This is a genomic window from Streptomyces sp. NPDC005262 (assembly GCF_042872425.1).
Taxonomy (GTDB): domain Bacteria; phylum Actinomycetota; class Actinomycetes; order Streptomycetales; family Streptomycetaceae; genus Streptomyces.
In genome coordinates this window covers 34676-51588 of sequence record NZ_JBIAKK010000003.1, presented here as the reverse complement: position 1 = coordinate 51588, position 16913 = coordinate 34676, and the positions used below count along the sequence as shown (strand labels likewise).

At 68.6% G+C, this 16913-nt stretch carries 13 protein-coding genes and 3 pseudogenes; 12 read left to right on the top strand and 4 right to left on the bottom strand.

The window, feature by feature from the left end:
* Positions 1–51 precede the first annotated feature (51 nt).
* The 4 genes from ACFYP5_RS10245 to ACFYP5_RS10230 all read left to right on the top strand — a co-directional run bounded on the left by ACFYP5_RS10245 (position 52) and on the right by ACFYP5_RS10230 (position 4620).
* On the top strand, positions 52–705 hold the full coding sequence (locus ACFYP5_RS10245) for a CatB-related O-acetyltransferase (RefSeq protein WP_389034409.1): 654 nt from the start codon (positions 52–54) through the stop codon (positions 703–705).
* 453 nt (positions 706–1158) lie between these two features.
* Positions 1159–1281 (top strand): hypothetical protein, encoded by a 123-nt coding sequence (locus tag ACFYP5_RS10240; RefSeq protein WP_389033112.1) that lies wholly within the window; start codon positions 1159–1161, stop codon positions 1279–1281.
* Between the two features lie 88 nt (positions 1282–1369).
* Complete coding sequence (locus tag ACFYP5_RS10235; RefSeq protein ID WP_389033109.1) at positions 1370–1717, top strand: YciI family protein; 348 nt, start codon at positions 1370–1372, stop codon at positions 1715–1717.
* A 218-nt stretch (positions 1718–1935) separates the two neighbouring features.
* Positions 1936–4620: an ATP-binding protein gene (locus tag ACFYP5_RS10230; protein WP_389033106.1), complete on the top strand. Its 2685-nt coding sequence runs from the start codon at positions 1936–1938 to the stop codon at positions 4618–4620.
* A 531-nt stretch (positions 4621–5151) separates the two neighbouring features.
* On the opposite strand, the gene ACFYP5_RS10225 is transcribed toward ACFYP5_RS10230, so the two are convergent.
* Entirely contained in the window at positions 5152–5985 is an 834-nt protein-coding gene (locus tag ACFYP5_RS10225; protein ID WP_389033103.1) for a PIG-L family deacetylase, read from the bottom strand.
* 378 nt (positions 5986–6363) lie between these two features.
* Between ACFYP5_RS10225 and ACFYP5_RS10220 the strand changes: the two are divergent.
* The 4 genes and pseudogenes from ACFYP5_RS10220 to ACFYP5_RS10205 form a co-directional block, all read left to right on the top strand.
* Positions 6364–6522 (top strand): annotated as a pseudogene (locus tag ACFYP5_RS10220) (transaldolase family protein); the annotation flags it as partial.
* 34 nt (positions 6523–6556) lie between these two features.
* Positions 6557–6910 (top strand): annotated as a pseudogene (locus ACFYP5_RS10215) (glucose-6-phosphate dehydrogenase); the annotation flags it as partial.
* Positions 6907–7842 (top strand): glucose-6-phosphate dehydrogenase assembly protein OpcA, encoded by a 936-nt coding sequence (opcA, locus tag ACFYP5_RS10210; RefSeq protein ID WP_389034407.1) that lies wholly within the window; start codon positions 6907–6909, stop codon positions 7840–7842. The pseudogene ACFYP5_RS10215 and the gene opcA, both read left to right, overlap by 4 nt.
* Before the next feature lie 11 nt (positions 7843–7853).
* Positions 7854–8060, top strand: a pseudogene (locus tag ACFYP5_RS10205) (glucose-6-phosphate isomerase); the annotation flags it as partial.
* Positions 8061–8366: 306 nt separating this feature from the next.
* On the opposite strand, the gene wrbA reads toward ACFYP5_RS10205, so the two are convergent.
* Positions 8367–8984: an NAD(P)H:quinone oxidoreductase gene (wrbA, locus tag ACFYP5_RS10200; protein ID WP_267008905.1), complete on the bottom strand. Its 618-nt coding sequence runs from the start codon at positions 8982–8984 to the stop codon at positions 8367–8369.
* 190 nt (positions 8985–9174) lie between these two features.
* Positions 9175–9663 (bottom strand): carboxymuconolactone decarboxylase family protein, encoded by a 489-nt coding sequence (locus tag ACFYP5_RS10195; RefSeq protein ID WP_389033101.1) that lies wholly within the window; start codon positions 9661–9663, stop codon positions 9175–9177.
* Between the two features lie 124 nt (positions 9664–9787).
* Between ACFYP5_RS10195 and ACFYP5_RS10190 the strand changes: the two genes are divergently transcribed.
* Together ACFYP5_RS10190 and ACFYP5_RS10185 are read left to right on the top strand one after the other, a co-directional pair.
* A complete protein-coding gene (locus tag ACFYP5_RS10190; protein WP_389033099.1) occupies positions 9788–10768 on the top strand; it encodes a pirin family protein in 981 nt (326 codons plus the stop codon).
* A 10-nt stretch (positions 10769–10778) separates the two neighbouring features.
* The gene (locus ACFYP5_RS10185; RefSeq protein ID WP_389033097.1) at positions 10779–11120 is read left to right on the top strand and encodes a GNAT family N-acetyltransferase; all 342 of its coding nucleotides are present in this window, start codon (positions 10779–10781) and stop codon (positions 11118–11120) included.
* 351 nt (positions 11121–11471) lie between these two features.
* Here the strand turns inward: ACFYP5_RS10185 and ACFYP5_RS10180 are convergent, their stop codons facing one another.
* The gene (locus ACFYP5_RS10180) at positions 11472–12455 is read right to left on the bottom strand and encodes a LuxR family transcriptional regulator (RefSeq protein WP_389033094.1); all 984 of its coding nucleotides are present in this window, start codon (positions 12453–12455) and stop codon (positions 11472–11474) included.
* A gap of 214 nt (positions 12456–12669) precedes the next feature.
* Between ACFYP5_RS10180 and ACFYP5_RS10175 the strand changes: the two genes are divergently transcribed.
* Both ACFYP5_RS10175 and ACFYP5_RS10170 read left to right on the top strand, forming a co-directional pair.
* Positions 12670–14082: an aminopeptidase P family protein gene (locus tag ACFYP5_RS10175; RefSeq protein ID WP_389033092.1), complete on the top strand. Its 1413-nt coding sequence runs from the start codon at positions 12670–12672 to the stop codon at positions 14080–14082.
* 512 nt (positions 14083–14594) lie between these two features.
* Complete coding sequence (locus ACFYP5_RS10170) at positions 14595–16655, top strand: phosphocholine-specific phospholipase C (protein ID WP_389033089.1); 2061 nt, start codon at positions 14595–14597, stop codon at positions 16653–16655.
* Positions 16656–16913: the final 258 nt, after the last annotated feature.

The window sequence follows — 16913 nt, the reverse complement described above, 5'->3', positions numbered from 1 at the left end:
TTGGTGCACGCCTCTTTCAGACCACCGGCCCGATTGACGAAGGACGTTACGTTGTCTCCCGATCCGAACACCGTTCACCTGCTGCCTGCCCATGACCGCGTGGTGTTCCTCCGACCGGTGATCTCCTCACCGAAGATCGTCGTGGGCGAGTACACGTATTATGACGACCCCGACAAGGCCACGGACTTTGAACACCGCAACGTGCTCTACGCATACGGACCGGAGCGTCTGGTCATCGGCAAGTACTGCGCCATCGCCGCGGGCACCAAGTTCCTGATGGCCGGCGCCGAGCATCCGACGATGGGGGTGTCCGCGTTCCCCTTCACCATGTTCGGTGGTCGGTGGGCCGAGCAGACTCTGGACATCATCACCGCGATGCCGAGTCGTGGTGACACGGTCGTCGGCAACGACGTCTGGTTCGGCCACCAGGTGACGGTGATGCCGGGCGTGCAGATCGGAGATGGTGCCATCATCGCGGCCGGCGCCGTGGTCACCAGCGACGTGGCGCCTTACACGATCGTGGGCGGCAATCCGGCCCGGCTCATACGTCAGCGCTTCGCCGACGACGACGTCAAACGTCTCCTGCACGCCGCGTGGTGGGACTGGCCCGTCGAGCTGGTCACCGAACACACCCGCACCATCATGGCCGGGACCCCGGCAGAGATCGAGAGCATCGGCAACCGGCTTGACACAGAAGGCAGTTGAGCAACAGCCGGGCGGAAGAGAGCTGCCGGACGCAAACCGCGCATGAAGGCGTCAAGTCGGCCACCATGCGTGGTGCTGCAAGACCCATTTGTTGTCCGCGTGAGTAGGGAACGGCGTGAGCAGGAACGGCCGGTGGGTGGGCGAAGCGTGCGCGCCATGAGAAGGGGAGGGATGCCTGAATGGCTGTGCTCATGGAGGAGTTCGCCGTCGCCGAGGCCGGCAGCGGACCGTACTCGCTCACCAGCGGCGCGGACGGGGCGCTGTGGTTCACCATGGTTCACGGCGGAAGCATCGGACGGTTCGTGCCCGGAGGCGAGCCTTCGACCCACCAACTCGATCCGGAGTGCGGGCCGACGAGCGCATGCCATCACCCCCAACAGCACCGGGGCGCTGTGGTTCACCGAGTGGGCCGCCAACCGCGTCGGTTCCATCACGCTCGACGGGGAGATCACCGTGCACGAGCTGCCGACCGCCGGCTCGGAACCTCACGGCATATCCCTGGACCGGGACGGCTCTGTATGGGCAGCGCTGGAGACCGGCGCGCTCGTCCGCGTCAGCACGCGGCCGGGCACCTGACCCAAATCCGTGCGACCGGGCGCCACGCTGCTCGGGAAGCCTGAGCAACAGCACTTCCAGACGACACACGAAACGAAAAGAGAACCTCATGAAATACGCACTCGTGATCTTCGAGACGGACGAGTCGCGCAACGGGATCCGCACTGACCGGGACACCCACCGAGGAGCCTACGAAAGCTGGATCGGGCAGATCGCGGCGGCGGGCAAACTGATCAGTGGCGATGCCCTTGACACCGAGCACATCGCGGCGATGACCGTGCGCAAGTCCTCCGACGGGGCATCCACCGTGACCGATGGGCCGGCGCACCCTGGTGAGGAGACTCTCGGTGGTTGGTTCGTGATCGACGTTGCCGATCGTGAGGAAGCCGTAGAACTGGCCAAGGGCCTCCATACCCCTGAGACGGTCGAAATCTGGCCGCTGCTCGAGTCGGCCTGAGTCGCACCACCGGCCACGGGGACAGAGAGGTGCCGGAAGACACGTAGCCAAGACCGATTCCCGCGATCGCAGCCGAAGTCCCGGCTGGCACTGTCGAAGGTGATTGTGGGCGGCGCCGCAGCCGGAACCTGGACCACCAGGGCCACAAACCCCCAGACGTATAGTGGTGATCACGACGCCCGGTTGCGGCCGGGGACGCGGACCGGGGGGAGCGCGTGGTGCAGGGACGTGCAAAAGAGCAGTGCCACATCCGTCGGATACTCGCCGACGCCCATCGCGGGGAGAGCAACTGCCTGCTCCTGCACGGAGAGGCCGGCATCGGCAAGACCACGCTCCTCGAGTGCGCGGTCGCCCATGCCGAAGGCATGAGTGTGCTGCGGGTCGAGGGCATCGAGTCGGAGATGGAGCTGGGCTTCGGCGGGCTCCATCAGCTATTCCTGCCGGTGTTGGATCGGCTCGACCTGCTGCCGCCACCGCAGGCCGGAGCCCTGCGGGCGGTCTTCGGCTTGAGCGAGGAGACCGTGCGGGACCGTCTCACCATCGGGCTGGCTGCGCTGTCGCTGCTCTCCGAGGCGGCCGCCGAAAAGCCCTTGTTGTGTGTGGTCGATGACGTGCAGTGGCTCGACCGACCGTCCGTGGATGCGCTGGTCTTCGCCGCCCGGCGACTGCGGGCCGAGGGCGTCGTCATGCTCTTCGCCACTCGCGAAACCTCTTCGGTGAGCGGAGCGAAGGCTCTGCCCCACGTGCCCCTCACCGGCGTCGACCGGCAGTCAGCCGCGTCGCTGCTGCCCCGCCTTGCGCCTCCGGTCACCGAGTGGATCATCGATCAGGCCCAAGGCAACCCACTGGCGCTGCAGGAACTGGCAGCGGCCCTGACTCCGGCTCAGCGGGCCGGGCAGCTGGGGCCGTTGCCGCTGCCTGATGCGCAGTCGGCGCCGCCGAGTCGACTGCAGGACGCCTTCGCCGAGCAGATCCGCCACCTCCCCGACGCCACTCAGCGCATGCTCACGGTGGCCGCCGCGGACGACACGGGGGACCTGCCCACGGTGCTGGCCGCCGGAGCCAGGCTTGGCGGGGAGGTCAAGGATCTGGAGCCGGCCGAGCGTGCGGAGCTGGTCTACGTCTCCGCGCAGAGGCTTCGTTTTCGGCATCCCCTCATTCGGTTCGCTGCCTATCAACGCGCCCCGATGGCCTGGCGGCTGGCGGTGCACCAGGCGCTGGTCGCGGTCCTGGACGGTCACATGCACGCGCACCGACGCGCCTGGCACCTGGCTGCGGCGGCGACCGGCCCGGACGAGCAGGTCGCCGGCGAGTTGGAGCGGGTCGCCGAGTGGGCAGGCAGCCGGCAGGCCATGGCCTCCGCGTCCGCCGCGTACGAGCGGGCCGCTCACCTCACTGCGGATACGTCGAGGCGCGCCCGCCGCCTGATCAACGCCGCGCAGAAGGCGAGCGATGCGGGCCAGGACGAACGATGCCGTGCGCTCACCGACCAGGTGCCGCTGCCTCTCCTGGACCCGGGCATGGCGGCTGACTTCGCCCGCGTACGCTCCGTGGTCGAGTTGGGCTACGGCAGCCCGGGGCAAGCCGCCCGCCTGCTGGCCGAGTGCACCGACACGGTCTCCGTCAGCCGTCCCGACAAACTCGCCCCTCTGTTGACCGACGCCATCCACGCGGCCTTCTCGGCCGGCGACGCAGCCCTCATGGCGGAGATCGCTGTGCGCGCGCCCTGCCTACCCGTGGTGGCTACGCCCGCGAAGCTGCTCGCCGACGACATTCCCGGCGCGCTGCGGACGCTGGACGATCACGTAGAGGCCGCTCGTCTCGCCGAAAGCGGCCTCATGGACCGGTTGATGGCCGGAATTTACTGCCACCTGGTCGCCGACCACGAGCGCGCGCACGAGCTGGCCGCCGCGGCGGTCACCCACTGCCGAGAGCAGGGCACCGGCGGATGGCTGCCCACCACGCTGCATCTGCTTGCCCAAGCGGAGCTGGCGCTGGGCCGGCACGACGACGCACAGGCACACGCCAGCGAGGCACTCCGGCTTGCGGAGGCCTACGACCTGGACCACCGAGCCGCCCACCTGCGTGCCCTGCTCGCGGTGCTCGCGGCCACTCGGGGGGAGGAAGAACCTGCCCGGGAACTGGCCGGCCTGACACTGGAATACTCCCGCCCCCGCGACGTCGGACGGGGCACGGCGGACGCGCTGTGGGCGCTGGGTCTGCTCGACCTCGGCCTCGGGCGTGCTCAGGCCGCGCTGGAACACCTGGAAGCGGCCCGGCAGGCAGTGGGCCACCCCCTCCTGGCCCGGCACCTGATGCCCGATCTGATCGAGGCCGCCGTTCGCGCGGGCCATCCGGAGCGGGCCAGGGCACCCGCGGAACAGCTCACGAGCTGGGCGGACGGCCTCCAACAGCCCCACTTCACGGCACAGGCCCACCGCTGCGCCGCCCTGACCGGTCCGGATGCGTCGGCTGAGAAGCACTACACATGGGCCCTTGACCTGCACCCCGCGGGCTGTGACTTCGAGCGGGCCCGCACCGAACTGCTCTACGGCGAGTGGCTGCGCCGGGGCCGCCGCAAGCTCGACGCCCGCGCCCATCTGCGTACCGCGAGGGAGCTCTTCGACAAGCTGGGTGCACAGACATGGGCCCGCCGGGCAGCCACAGAGCTACAGGCTGCCGGCGAGACCCATCATCCGGCCGACGACTTCGACTCACCCATCAGCCGCCTGAGCTCGCAGGAACGTGAAGTCGTCCGACTCGCAGCCACTGGGGCCACCAACCGTGAAATCGCCACCCAACTGTTCCTGAGCCCGCGCACCGTGGGACACCACCTCTATCGCGCGTTTCCCAAGCTGGGCGTCAGCTCACGCACGGAGCTGGCCGACCTGCTCGCCTCCTGAGAGCAGCGAGGTTCTGGACTCGCGAGCCCCGCACCGCGCAGGACGCGCGCGGTCCGCCGGCACATGACCCCGGTCCGGCCCGACGACCCGGGCGAATCCCACCCGGCCGTTCACCAGGCGGGAGCCCTTCAGCCAGGGCAGGCATCTGGGGCGACTGGCTTCATTGTTGTGGTCTCCCGGTTGGTGTCGGAGACCGCTCCGGTGGCCTGCTTCTTCCGTTGCCTCACGGAGCGTCGGGTATCGGGGCCTCGGCTTCGTGTCGCTTCCTCGGCGGTCTGTCCTGATCGGAGCAGACCGCCGGGCTTGTGACCTGGGTTGTCGCGCAACTTCCGAGTCAGCAGCGCGTAGGCCTCCCACCTGTGCGGTTGTCTGGTGGTTCGGGGACGAGCGCGGTGGCGGGTCGGAAGTGCGGGCACGCGTCGAGCCGTCGGCGAGGGCCCGGACGCGGACTGCCGGAGCCGAACTCGCGTGGACAAGCCTCCGGGTGGGTGACCCGCTCGATGCGCTCTCCCGGCCGGTCGGGCGGGTGGATCAGCGTAGTCCGGCGAAGAGATCGTTCTCGGGTATGGGCGCGCCGGTGGCGTCCTGGACACGTACGAAGGTCTCCATGCCCATCAACTCGCCGAACCTCTCGTTGCCCATCTTGAGGAAGAAGATGTTCTCGCCCTGACTGGCGTGCGCGGCCAGCGCGTCGAACTTCTGACCGCTGAACGCGGTGGTGTCCACCCACGTGGTGATCTCATCGTCGGGGAGGCCGATCTCGGCCATGGCGGCGGCCTCGGCAGGATCCGGCTCCGGCATGTCCTCGTGAAACTCGCGCATGATCTCGCCGAACCGCTGCATCATCGAGCGGGGCATCGTGGTCCAGTACACCTTCGGTGTCAGCGCGGTCATCTCCAGCGCCGCCATCGTGATGCGGTGGGCCTGGATGTGGTCGGGGTGGCCGTAGAAGCCGTTCTCGTCGTAGGTGACGACCACATCGGGTCGGTAGTGCCGCATGATTTCCGCGAGTCGGGCCGCGCCTTCCCGCACGGGGGTCTGCCAGAAGGAACCGGGGGCGTCGTTGCTCGGCCAGCCCGTCATCCCGGAGTCGGCATAGTCCAGCATCTCCAGATCGCTGACCTTCAGGACGTCACAGCTCGCCTCGAGTTCTTGACGGCGCATCAAGGCGACCGCCGCCGGATCGTGCCCGGGATCGCCCGGCTTGACACCCCCCGGTCCGTCACCGCAACCGCCGTCGGTACACGTCACGAGAACCGTGCGGATGCCTTCCGCCGCGTACCGCGCGAGGACCCCTCCGGTTCCGGTGGCCTCGTCGTCGGGGTGGGCGTGTACTGCCATGAGCGTCAAGGGCCGGTCAGTCATGAAACAGTCCTCCTGCAGAAATGCGTCTTGGTCCGAGTGCGCGGCGGGCGTACCGCGACCCAGGTGGCCCGGATCCTGGTGGGGCGGACGACCTCGTGGTCTCCGTGTTCCCCGCCCGTGCGGTGCCGGTCCCTCGGTCGATGCAACCGCGCCGACCGGCGCGGCTGTTCCCGCCGCGGCCGCTTGGCCTTCCATGCGTCGGCGTTTCCACGCGAACGAGGTGCAGGCGCGACCTGTTGTCCCGTCCGATTCGAGTGGGCAGCTGGTGGGGCGCTGACGTGAGGTTGCCGGGCGGTTTGAGAGTGACGCCGGGCGCTGTTCTCGGACGAGTTGGCTCTCGTGGAAGGGGGCGCGCTGCGGGCCGCCTCTCAGAAGGTGATGCGAGACGACCCGGCCGACCCGGAGTGGACCGGCCGAGACCGCTTCGTTCGCCTCGCGCACGACACCGCGGCGACCGTCGCCGAGGCCAAGCAGCTCGGATGGCTGGTCGACCGTCCGAACGTGATGATCAAGATCCCGGCGACGAAGGCCGGCCTGCAGATGTACGAGCCCATCTGGAACCGCAGTTCCGAACGCGATCGTCATCCGTGTCCAGCCGGACGAGGGCATGACGGTGCGCTTCGGATCGAATGTACCGGGTACGTCGATGGAGATTCGGGACGTCACGATGGACTTCGCCTACGGCGAGTCCTTCACGGAGTCCAGCCCGGAGGCGTACGAACGCCTCATCCTGGACGTGCTGCTGGGCGACGCCAACCTCTTCCCCCGTCACCAGGAGGTGGAGGAGTCCTGGAAGATTCTCGACCCGATCGAGGGGTACTGGGACGCGCACGGCAAGCCCGCGCCGTACGCGTCGGGCAGTTGGGGTCCCGAAGAAGCCCACGAGATGCTCGCACGAGACGGACGGAGCTGGCGCAGGCCATGAAGATCGATCTGACCGACACCACGGCAAGCAAGATCAACAAGGCGCTCGTGCAGGGGCGCCGAGCCATCGGTACTCCCGCCATGGGGATGGTCCTGACGATGGTCATCGTGACCGACGAGGAAAACGCGTACGACTCGATCAAGGCGGCTGAGGAGGCGTCGCGCGAGCATCCCTCGCGCACCCTGGTGGTCATCAAACGCGTCGCACGCACTCCGCGCGACCGCACGAACTCGCGCCTGGACGCGGAGGTGCGGGTCGGCTCGGACGCGGGCTCCGGCGAGACGGTCGTCCTGCGGACGTACGGCGAAGTCTCGGACCACGCCGACTCGGTGGTCCTGCCGTTGCTGCTGCCGGACGCGCCGGTCGTCGTCTGGTGGCCGGTGGACGCGCCCGACGTCCCGGCCAAGGATCCGTTGGGTGCTCTGGCACAGCGGCGGATCACCGATATGTACGCCGTCGAGGCCCCGCTCGTCGCCCTGGAGGCCCGCGTCTCCTCTTACGCGCCCGGCGACACCGACCTGGCGTGGACCCGGCTGACGCCGTGGCGCTCGATGCTGGCCGCGGCGCTGGACCAGGCCCGTAAGAAGGTTGTGTCGGCCGTCGTGGAGAGTGAGGCCGAGAACCCGAGTGCCGAGCTGCTGGCCCGCTGGCTGGAGGCCCGGCTCGAGGTCCCGGTCGAGCGCGTCGTCACCGCCGGGCCGGTCGTGACGGCCGTCCGGCTCGGAACGGACAGCGGCGAGATCGTGATCGACCGCCCCGACGGCCCGCTGGCCACGCTTTCCCTCCCGGGCCAGCCCTCGCGCACCCTCGCCCTGAAGGTGCGCAGCACCTCCGAATTGATTGCCGAAGAACTGCGCCTTCTCGACGCGGACGAGATGTATGCCGTCGCCCTGCGCGGGGACGGTTCCGAGGAGAACCCCCGCCATGTCTGACAGACCCAAGCGGCCAGCTGATCGCGCTGTACGAGCACAAGGTGTTCGTGCAAGGTGCGATCTGGAACATCGACTCCTTCGATCAGTGGGGCGTCGAGCTCGGCAAGGTCCTCGCCAAGCGCGTGGAGCCGGCGCACACCGACGGGTCGGACACCTCCGGACTCGATCCCTCAACCGCCGCCCTCGCCGGCTCTCCACCGAACACGGACGACCTGTGATCGCTGAGTGGAACGTCACGGGAGCTACTGCGGCCGGCCACTGATTTCTACCGCGCTGCACAGGCCGAAGAGGTTCCGGTCCGCCCTCGGGGCGGACCGGAACCTCTTCGGCCTGTGCAGGGAGACGGACCTCGCTCTTCCGTCCGGAGCAGCGCGCACCTCGTGGGGCCGGTGTGTCGGGCGCGACCGCGCCCGACACACCGGCGAGGCTCATCACCACCATCACCCACGGCGATGCCGACCGGGTGCGGTCCTACGAACTGCTGGCCGCGGAGCGTGGTAACGCCGGGGCCGGACCGGGCGGGGTCAGGCGGCGAAGCCGGCCTTGAGCGCGCCCGCGACCTGGACGACGCGCTCGGCCTGGTGACGGGCGGCGTTGCGGGTCTGGTCGCCGATGGGGTTGTTGCCCTGGGCGTCGACGTGCGAGGTGCCGTAGGGGTTGCCGTCCACGAACTTGACCGGGTCGGTGTAACCGGGGGAGACGACGAGGCCACCGAAGTGGTGGATCGAGTTGTACAGCGCGAGCAGGGTGGACTCCTGGCCGCCGTGGGCGGTGGCGGTGGTGACGAAGCCGCTGTAGACCTTGTTGGCCAGCTTGCCCTGGGCCCACAGGCCGCCGAGGGTGTCGATGAACTGCTTGAGCTGCGAGGAGATGTTGCCGAAGCGGGTCGGGGAGCCGAATATCACGGCGTCGGCCCACTCGACGTCCGCAGGGGTGGCAACCGGGATCCCCGCGCTGGCGGCGGCGTGTGCGGCCCATGCCTCGTTGGAGCTGATGGCGGCCTCGGGGGCGAGTTCCGCGGCCTTCAGGAGACGGACCTCGGCTCCGGCCTTCTCCGCGGCCTGGGAGATCTCCTTGGCGATCTCGGCGCTGAAACCGGTGGACGAGTAGTAGATGACAGCAAGCTTGACGGCTGTGGTCATGTCTTTGTTCTCCGTTGAAAAGTGCGTAGGGGGCAGGGGCGGACACTGGCCGCCGGCGTTGCCGTGCCGGTGGAGTACGCCCGGCATGGTTGAACCATAAATGAGTATGGTTTAAGAATCAACTAACTCTTCTTGAATCGGTGGTACGCGCGACGGGCGTCTCGGCGCATGGCAGGGGGTGAAGCCGGAATCACTGCTGCGGGATCGCGCGCACGGGATGCTTGCTCATGATGGAGACGCGGTTGAACGCGTTGATGGTGATCGCTACCCAGATCGCTGCGGAGATCTCATCGTCGGTGAGGGCCTGGCGGGCTGCGTCGTAGGCGCTCTCCTGGACGGCGGTGTCCGCGGGTTCGGTGGCCGCCTCCGCGAGGGCGAGCGCTGCGCGCTCCCGTGCCGTGAACAGTTCGGTGTCACGCCAGGCGGCCAGTACGCCCAGACGCTGGGTGGTCTCGCCTGCGCGAAGGGCGGCCCGGGTGTGCACGTTGAGGCAGTACGCGCAGCCGTTGACCTGTGACACGCGGAGGTTGATCAGTTCCACGAGCGTGCGGTCCAGCCCCGCGTCGGCGGCGACCGCACGGACTGCTTCGGCTGTCTCGGTCAGCGCGTGGTACGCCTTCGGGCTCTGCTTGTCGATGAAGACCCGCTTGCTCACGGGGGCTGCTGCCGTGTCACTCAACCTGGACTCCTTCACGGGCCGCTCCGGGCCCTCGCCGGCCCTGCCGTGCGTACGGCAGGGCATCCTCGTATCATCGGAAACAATTGTTGAATATAAAATCATCCTTGCGTGAGAGGGGTGTGCGATGAGTAACGTCGAGAGGCAACCCGCCGAGCTCCGCTGCGGAGCCTCGGAACATGGTGAGCATGTGCCGCAGGTCGAGGTCCTCTCCGCGCGGGACGTTCCGTTGGGCGGTCCGAGGGCGATGACCGTGCGGCGCACGCTTCCGCAGCGGGCCCGGACGCTGATCGGGGCCTGGTGTTTCATCGACCACTACGGCCCCGACAACATCGCCCACACGGGCGGCATGGACGTCGCGCCCCATCCGCACACCGGTCTGCAGACGGTGAGCTGGCTGTTCAGCGGGGAGATCGAGCACCGGGACAGCATGGGCAGCCACGCCTTCGTGCGACCCGGTGAGCTCAACCTCATGACGGGCGGGTACGGCATCAGCCACTCGGAAGTCTCCACCGCCCGCACCACGGTCCTGCACGGCGTGCAACTGTGGGTGGCGCTTCCCGAAGAACACCGGCACACCGGCCGTGACTTCCAGCACTACGTCCCGAGCCCGTTCCGGGTGGACGGAGCCGAAGTCAGAGTGTTTCTCGGGGCGCTGGCAGGTGACACCGCTCCGGTGCGGACGTTCACGCCCCTGCTCGGCGCCGAACTCGTCCTTGAACCGCACTCGACGACCACGCTCGCCGTCGACGCCGGCTTCGAGCACGGCCTTCTCGTCGACCACGGGGAGGTCCGTATCGCTGGAACACTCCTGCACCCGGCGGAGTTGGGATACGTCGGCACGGGAAGCGACACACTGACGCTGACGAACGAGACGGACGCCGTTGCACGAGCAGTACTGCTCGGCGGGACGCCGTTCGAGGAACAGATCGTCATGTGGTGGAATTTCATAGGCCGGAGCCACGAAGACATCGTCGAAGCGAGGGAAGCGTGGCAGAGCGCATCCGACCGCTTCGGCAAGGTCGACGGTTACGACGGCGACCGTCTTCCCGCGCCGGCCCTTCCTCACGCCACCATCGCACCTCGCAAGAACCCGACGCGTCACTGAAAGGCATGAGATGACCCAACCCGCCGCCGCTCCTACTGTCCAGCGAGTGGACCCGAAGCACCGTTACGAAATCCTGGTCGACGGCAGAACCGCAGGCCACACCGCGTATCGCGACCGCGACGACCAGCGCGTTTTCTACCACACCAAAATTTACGACGACTTCGCCGGGCAGGGCCTGGCCGCGATACTCGTACAGCAGGCGTTGAACGACGTACGCACGTCAGGGAAGCGCATCGTGCCGGTCTGCCCCTACGTTGCGAAGTTCCTCAAGAAGCATGACGAGTTCGCCGACATCACCGACCCGGTGACCCCCGAGATCCTGCAATGGCTGGACACCGCGCTGCCTCACTGACCACCGGTGCCGCGTCTTCTCCGACGCCATCGGTACGTCAGGACCGGCGGAGCGGGATGTGCGACGATGCCCCTCCGGCGGCCTCACGGTCCTGGCCCACCGGGCACACCATGCAGGACACGCTTCGGCACCGGAGTATCGGGTGTCGGGCCAGTGGGCGATGCGGTCGCTTCACGTGGGAAAGCGGTCCGTGCAGCAAGACACGGAGGTGCCCGGGCCTGGGCGCTCGCTACCACCCGGGACGACGCCCCCCGCATCGGCAGACAGCTGGGTGGGGAGGCTGCTCGGCAGCAGTCTGCGGGGCACGTCCGACGCTCGGCGGCCGAGCAACCCACAGGCGCGGCGTGCCGGTCACAACCAGCCACTGCGCTGTGCCTGCAAGGCCATCTGGAAGCGGTTCGCGGCGCCCAGTTGGGCCATCAGGATCTGCAGACGGCGGAACAGCGTGCGGCGGCTGATTCCCAGCTCGCGGGCGATGATGTCGTCGCTCGCGCCGCCCGCGAGGAGCCACAGCAGGCGGCGGTCGGCGGCCGGCAGGCCTCCTGGGTGAGTGGTGCGGCCGTGGAACGGCAGCGCGTTCTGCCAGGACTGCTCGAACAGTGCCATGAGTGCGGAGAGCAGGCCGCATGGCTGCACGACCAGCATGGTGTTGTGTACGTCCGCCTCTTTGATCGACAACGACACGAGTGCGTACGCCTCGTCGATGATCACGAGTTTGACCGGCACCGACGGCAGCACCCTGGCCTGTTCGCCGGCCTTGATGCACGGCTCGATGACCTCCTTCAGATGGCCCGGGTGCTCCAGCGACTCCCGCGAATACACGACACGCTGCGTCACACCGCGGGCGAGCGTGGCCAGCGCGTCGTCCGTGGCGTCGGGCAAGGGGAAGTACGGCGGTGACTCGAACTGCCGGATCTGGTCGCGGGCGCTTGCCCATGCGTGACGAATCCTGGGGCCGATGGCATCGCCGGTGACGACCTCGACGAGGTTGTCGTTGTACGCGGCGAGCCGCTGTCGCCGGAACGACTCGAAAGCGCCCCCGACGGTGATGCGCGACTCCTCGACCTCGGCCGCACGGTGCCGGGCGAGGATCTCCAGGCCTGCGGTCGGCGGTACCGGGGCCACCACATCCCCACCCTCCTCGGCGGCACTGGCCAGACCGGCGTCGACCAGCGCGCCGTATGCCGTGGCCAGTTCCGCACCGTCCAGGCCGGCCGCGGCCGCGATCGCACTCAGCGGAGCGGGGGCCAGCTCAAGCAGTGCCAGATAGACCTGGGCCGCCGGGTGACCGATGCCCAGAGCCCGAAGGGCCTCGCCGAGTTTCGCGTTCGTCATACGTCGCATTATCGGCGGCTCCGGCCGGGGGTCGTGGCCGATCTGTGCCAGTGGCACTCTTCGGCACCGAGCACGCGCGGTGCGGGATACCGTCCGGGAGCCGCCGACGACCGGCGGCGGCGAGGGAGCACGAGCCGCACCGGGTGCAAGCCTGTCCGTACGGCTCACTCTGCCCAGCGCCGCTTGGGAACCCATTCAGAAGAAGGTGTATGCCGTGGCGAAAGGCCGAAAGAACGGTCTCTACTCAGGGATCTCCGAGGAACTGTCCGCTCTGATGCGGACGGGGTGGGCGGACACCGAGCGGCACGACCTGCGGCTCGGCGAGCAGGCTCCGTACGCGGCCCGTCGCCGCTCCTCGCTCTCCGCGCGCTTTCCGGGCGAACGCCTCGTGATTCCCTCGGGGAACCTCAAGGTTCGTTCGAACGACGACATCTACCCGTTCCGGCCCTACTCGGGCTACGTGCACATGGCCGGAGACAAAGCCCGGGACTGCGCTCTCGTGCTCGAACCCCGAGCGGACGGCGGCCATGACGCGTACTGCTACCAGCTGCCGCGGGACAGCAGGGACAACGACGAGTTCTGGACCGGCGCCACGGCGGAGCTGTGGATGGGCCGGCGCCGCTCCCTCGCCGAGTCGGAGGTCGTGCTCGGTCTGCCCTGCCGGGATGTCCGCACGGCGGCCGGCGACCTCGCCGCCGCCTCCGGTGCGCCGACCCGGATCGTCCGGGGCCTCGACCCGGCCCTGGAGGCCGCCGTCACCACAGATGAGGAGCGCGACGCCGAACTGGAAGAGGCGCTCAGCGATCTCCGCCTCGTCAAGGACGCCTGGGAGATCGCCGAGCTCCGCAAGGCCGTGGACTCCACGGTGCGCGGATTCACCGATGTGATCGGCGAGCTCTCCGGGGCGATCGCGTCGTCCGAGAGGTGGATAGAGGGCACGTTCTTCCGGCGTGCACGACTTGAGGGCAATGCCGTCGGCTACGGCTCGATCTGCGCCGCGGGCGAGCACGCCACGATCATGCACTGGACGGACAACGACGGTCCGGTGCGCCCGGGGGAGCTGCTCCTGCTCGACGCCGGCGTGGAGACGCACTCGCTCTACACCGCCGACGTCACGCGCACGCTGCCGATCAGCGGTACGTTCACTCCTCTGCAGCGCAAGGTCTATGACGCGGTGTACGCGGCCCAGGAAGCCGGCATGGCAGCCGTCAAGCCGGGCGCCGCGTACCGCGACTTCCACGAGGCGTCCCAGCGATGTCTGGCGGCACGGCTGGTCGAGTGGGGCTTCATCGAAGGCCCTGCCGACCTCGCGTACGAACTCGGCCTCCAGCGCCGTTTCACCATGGCGGGCACCGGTCACATGCTCGGTCTGGACGTGCATGACTGCGCGCAGGCCCGGAACGAGGAGTACGTCGACGGCGTGCTGGAGCCGGGCATGGTGCTCACCGTCGAGCCCGGCCTGTACTTCCAGCCGGACGATCTCACCGTGCCCGAGGAGTGGCGCGGTATCGGCGTCCGCATCGAGGACGACCTGGTCGTCACCGACGACGGTCACGAGAACCTGTCGGCGGGCCTGCCCCGGTCGTCGGACGATGTCGAGGCGTGGATGGCCCAGTTCGCGGGTTGAGCGCGTCGAAGGCGGGGCCCGGTGCTGGACCCCCGGATCGCATGGGTACCGAGTCTGCGTGCCCCCGGGCGTTGTCGGATGACCCGAACGGGACGACCCGGCCCGGACCGCTGCTCCGGGTCCGGGCTCCTCTCGGAGTCCAGGAACGGGCCGGGGCCACCTTCGTCGTCCTCGGCGTGTCGTAGGCGTGGGAGGCATTGCGCGGGGGTGCGGGCAGCGTCCACGTGGCCAGTTTCTCCGGGCCGAGGACGCGGGTGAGGACGTCCACGGGGGCCTCGTCCAGAGCCTGGGGCGGGACTGGCCGTCGTGTATTCAGGGTTTCATCTCCGGGGGCTGTTGCGCGGCTGGTTGATCCCCTTACTGTCTTGGCCAGTTGGACGGGCCATCGGGGAGCGACCTTCCGTTCTCCGGCTGTACGGCCGGGTGTCAGACAAGAATCTCCGTCCCGTACCCGGGGGGCGCTGTCCTTGGGGCGCCCCTCGACTCCCTTCACCCGCAGAGGTCGTCACGCCATGGCAGAACTCGATCGCCGTAGATTCCTGCAGATCGCCGGTGGCACCGCCGCTGCCACGATGCTGAACGAGAGCATTGCGCGAGCCGCCGCCATCCAGGCACAGGTCTCCACCGGCACGATCCAGGACATCGAGCACATCGTCGTCCTCATGCAGGAGAACCGGTCCTTCGACCAGTACTTCGGGGCGATGAAGGGCGTACGGGGCTTCGGTGACCCGCGGCCGGTTCTTCAGGACAACGGCAAGTCGGTCTTTTATCAGTCCAACGGGACGAAGGATATTCTCCCCTTCAACCCGAAGGTCAACGACCTGGGCATGCAGTTCGTCGAGGGCCTCAACCACGACTGGGCCGGCGGCCATCAGGCGTACAACAACGGCAAGTACGACAAGTGGGTGCCGGCCAAGACCGCCACGACCATGTCGTACATGACCCGGAACGACATACCGTTCCACTACGCCCTCGCCGACGCCTTCACCGTGTGCGATGCCTACCACTGTTCCTTGATCGGCGCCACGGACCCGAACCGCTACTACATGTGGTCCGGCTACACCGGCAACGACGGCGCCGGCGGCGGCCCGGTCCTGGGCAACCAGGAGGCCGGGTACGGCTGGAAGACGTACCCCGAGCGCCTGGAGGCCGCCGGAGTCTCGTGGAAGGTCTATCAGGACATCGGCGATGGCCTGAACGCTGCCGGCTCCTGGGGCTGGATCAGCGATGCCTTCCGCGGCAACTACGGTGACAACTCGCTGCTCTACTTCAACAACTACCGCAACGCCCAGCCCGGCAGCGCCCTGTACGAGAAGGCCCGCACCGGCACCAACGCCAAGGCCGGCGAAGGTTACTTCGACCGGCTGCGCGCCGACGTGGCGAACGGCCGGCTGCCCCAGGTCTCGTGGATCGCCGCCCCGGAGGCCTTCAGCGAGCACCCGAACTGGCCCGTGAACTTCGGCGCCTGGTACATCTCGCAGGTCCTGGACGCGCTGACCGCGAACCCGGCGGTATGGGCGAAGACGGCGCTCTTCATCACCTACGACGAGAACGACGGGTTCTTCGACCACGTGGTTCCGCCGTACCCGCCGGCCTCCGCCGCGTGGGGCCTGTCCACGGCGGACGTCTCGAAGGACCTGTACACCGGTGGTGGTGGCTACGCGGCGGGACCGTACGGCCTCGGCCCGCGCGTCCCGATGATCGTGGTCTCCCCGTGGAGCAAGGGCGGCTACGTCTGCTCCGAGACCTTCGACCACACCTCGGTGATCCGCTTCATGGAGAAGCGTTTCGGAGTGCAGGAGCCCAACATCTCCCCCTGGCGCCGCGCGGTCTGCGGCGACCTGACCTCGGCCTTCGACTTCAGCCGGACGGACGCCTCCCCGGCCGCCCTCCCCTCGACGGCCGGCTACATCCCGCCGGACCACAACACCCACCCGTCCTACCACCCGGTGCCGCCGACCACGGGCACCCTGCCGAAGCAGGAGACCGGCACCAAGCCGACCCGCGCCCTCGGCTACAGCCCGTACGTGGACGGCAAGGCCATCTTCTCCACGGGCCAGTTCACCCTGTCCTTCTCCAGCGGATCAGTGCTCGGTGCCCACTTCCACACCACCTCGGGCAACCGCACGGACGGCCCCTGGCCCTACACGGTCGAGGCAGGCAAGACGCTCTCGGACACCTGGAGCACCAGCAGCTCCACCGGCAATCAGATCAACCTCACGGCGTGGGGCCCGAACGGCTTCCTGCGCACCTGGAAGGGTCCGGCGAAGACGGCCGGCCCCGAGGTCACGGCCCGCCACGTCGCCGCCACCGGCAACCTGACCCTCACCCTGACCAACCCCGGCGCGGCCGCGGTCAACCTCACGGTGACCAACGCCTACGGCGGCACGGCCCAGACCTTCAAGGTCAACCCCGGCGCCACCGTCTCCCACACGGTGGACCTGACCACCACGGGCCGCTGGTACGACGTCAAGGTCGTCTCCGACGCGGACAGCACCTTCCTGCGCCGCTTGGCCGGCCACGTGGAGACGGGCGCCCCGGGCGTCTCCGACCCTGCGATCAAGACCGTCTGACCCGGTCCTCCGGGGTACGCAGTCGCCGTCGTGCCCCGTCGTGCGCCGCCTGCCCGCGTCACGCCGACCGCCGACGGGGGATGCGTCGGGATTCGCCTCCAGGCCGTCGGCACGCTCACCAAGGACAGGCGGTGCGCAAGAACGTCATACAAGTGCGAGGCCATCAGAGACCCCCCTTGAACACCACGAGCTGCCGAACCATGGGTGCCTGGGTGGGATCCCCGGTGTGCGCTCGCCCCGCACGGCGACCGTTGGCCG

Coding starts and splice junctions, on each gene's coding strand:
- ACFYP5_RS10235 (WP_389033109.1), top strand. CDS start 1,370: ATGAAATACGCACTCGTGATCTTCGAGACGGACGAGTCGCGCAACGGG.
- ACFYP5_RS10225 (WP_389033103.1), bottom strand. CDS start 5,985: ATGACTGACCGGCCCTTGACGCTCATGGCAGTACACGCCCACCCCGAC.
- opcA (WP_389034407.1), top strand. CDS start 6,907: ATGAAGATCGATCTGACCGACACCACGGCAAGCAAGATCAACAAGGCG.
- wrbA (WP_267008905.1), bottom strand. CDS start 8,984: ATGACCACAGCCGTCAAGCTTGCTGTCATCTACTACTCGTCCACCGGT.
- ACFYP5_RS10190 (WP_389033099.1), top strand. CDS start 9,788: ATGAGTAACGTCGAGAGGCAACCCGCCGAGCTCCGCTGCGGAGCCTCG.
- ACFYP5_RS10185 (WP_389033097.1), top strand. CDS start 10,779: ATGACCCAACCCGCCGCCGCTCCTACTGTCCAGCGAGTGGACCCGAAG.
- ACFYP5_RS10180 (WP_389033094.1), bottom strand. CDS start 12,455: ATGACGAACGCGAAACTCGGCGAGGCCCTTCGGGCTCTGGGCATCGGT.
- ACFYP5_RS10170 (WP_389033089.1), top strand. CDS start 14,595: ATGGCAGAACTCGATCGCCGTAGATTCCTGCAGATCGCCGGTGGCACC.